The sequence below is a fragment of the Paenibacillus sp. 7541 genome (genome assembly GCF_002276395.1).
In the GTDB taxonomy this organism is placed as follows: Bacteria; Bacillota; Bacilli; order Paenibacillales; family Paenibacillaceae; genus Paenibacillus_AQ; species Paenibacillus_AQ campinasensis.
This window is the reverse complement of sequence record NZ_NQLZ01000065.1, coordinates 1-2,296: the sequence shown is the minus strand read 5'-3', so window position 1 is coordinate 2,296 and position 2,296 is coordinate 1. Positions and strand designations below refer to the sequence as shown.

Annotated in this window: 1 protein-coding gene; it reads right to left on the bottom strand. The window is 58.7% G+C overall.

Annotation, left to right across the window (positions count from 1 at the left end):
- A partial coding sequence (locus tag CHH75_RS24395) for a DUF5704 domain-containing protein (protein ID WP_095399392.1) occupies nucleotides 1–2,296 on the bottom strand: 2,296 nt, incomplete at its 5' end.

The following is a 2,296-nucleotide window of genomic DNA, read 5'->3' as shown; positions in this document are numbered from 1 at the left end:
CTAGTGCGGCACCTGCGAACGAAAATCCCCTCGGCTCGACTGGTCCCCGTGGTAAAACACCACATCCCCGTCCCTTAGCGGAAACGTATTTCCGTACGGGTCAGCATACGTGCTGCCATAGCCCTCCAGCCGCCACTGATTCATCAATGGCGCATGAATGTACTGCAAATGCGGCTGACTCGTGTTCCCTTCGCGAATCGTCTCGATATTGAAATTCACAATAATATAACCGTTTCGCAAAAAGATGTCCGCTTTCTCATCCAGCCGGTTCGTCCGCCCATACTCGGCCACATTCGTTCCTTTCGGCACGACATACACATCTGCCGGGATGCTGTATTCCCCGTACCAATGCTGGATCGACGCATTCGCCCGCAGCGGGTTCACCGAGGCCGGCAGGTTCGTTTTCGGCCCTAGCAGGGTGCGTACCTCCGGCGGCAGCAGCAGCCAGTCGTAGCGTCCGACCCATGTTTTGGATTTGCTCAGCTTCTCGATATACTGCCTCGCATACGCCGCGCCGCTCATGCCGGAAGGCGCGCCCCCCGTCTGGTAGATGTACGCTGCCGTGTCCTGCAGTTCCTGCTGCGGCACATTTCTCAGCCGCTCGTTCAGGATCACGTAGCGCTTCTCGGTATCCTGCGGCGAGCCGATGCGGATGAAGTACTGCTTGCCGCTGTGGTAGTACAGATCGACCGGCTGCCGTCCCGTTCCGTCCTTGTTCATAAAGTAAAAGCTCGGTGTAATCGAAATCGCATCTCGCGGACCGAACATGTTCCCTTTCGTTTTCAGGTCGAATTTGAAATGGTAGCCGGTCTTGACGGCAGCGTTCTTATAGCCCTGCACCGGATGTTTGCCCGGCGCAACCGGCAGCGTATACGGAAGCGCGTTGCCACGGGTGCAGCCGTCAATATCGCGCAGTCCGGTCCAATAGGACGCCCCGGTGGGATTCGCGCTGCCTTTAACCGTCCGGAACACCGTCTCCCAGTTGTAATCCACAATGTCGGTAATATGAAAATCGTAGACCCGCCCGATCACGTCCACCGGCTCGATATCGGTGGCCACATGATGGCGCCAGTCCCGGTTCGCTCCCGCCTCGGGGGTGAAGTCCGGCGGCGCATTCTCGGCAATCGTGCGGAAGTACACGTCATAATTCCCTTCGTCGACCCAGACCGGGAGGAAGAACTCGGTATCCAGCTGAGCCGTCGGAATGGTAATCCAGGTCTGCTTCGGGTAAAAGGTGCGCCGATCCCCGCTGTACACATCAAACGGAAAATACACCTGCTTGACCCGAACGTATTTGGCATAGTCCCGGTTTCCGTAGCCCGGATAGTTCACATGCTGCCCCGCGGTCGGAATGCGTACGGTGAAGGGCCGGTCCAATATGAAGGCCGCCCGGTTCGGATTCGGGTTGGTTTTCTGGTTGTGCGGCTGATCGTCGGTCACGGACGAGTAGTTCACCACCGGCGTATGCACGGTCACCGTGTTGATGCCATGAATCGGGAATTCCTTGTTGTCCCCGCCGTTGATGTTCCCGGGAAGCAGGGTGTAGAAGATCGTTCCCGCACTGGTGGTGTTGGCCCGGTTCACTTTGTCCGGCGTGATCAGATTACCAGGCTTGTACAGCACATTCTGATCGATCTGCGGCGGTTCTGGTATAGAGCTTGGTCTAGGCCCCGTTTCCGCAACCCGGTTGCCGCTCATGAGGGTCTGCCCGTTGAAAACCAGGGTGTCGTTGGTCACCTGTACTTTCTCGACGCCTTGCTCGGCCACGCTCTGTAAATTCTCGCTCGGTGGGGATGGCCGGCTGGTGAAGCTGCTGCCGCCATAGGTGCCTGGCGGAGCGGTAATCGGGTCCGCCGGAGAAGGTGGCTCGAAGCTGCCGGTTGGACTGGCGGTAAACGGCGGCGGCTGGTAGCCTTGCGGCGAAATGGTGATCTCGCCGCCGGGGAGCGCATAATTTCGAAGCAGACCGCGATCGATGCGGTAGACTTCGAGGTTGTCGATAACCCAGTAGGCATACGGGCGCTCGACAGTGTATCGCTCGACCACCGTCTCGGTGTCGGTCTGCGGATCCGGCACGGTGGTTGGGTTGCCGTCGGCATCCTCCGGTCCCGGCTGCCCGGAATCCCAGTGCAGCGTCCAGTTCTTCTCGACATTCACTTCAAAAGTGCAGACGCCGGACATCTGGACAAAGGTATGCTGGGCCAGGTAGCTCCTTGCAAAAATGTTGCCATATAGCGTCTCGGAAGTCGGTATGCCCTGCAGCACATCGAACCGTTCGCTGCCGCGCTGGTCGGCC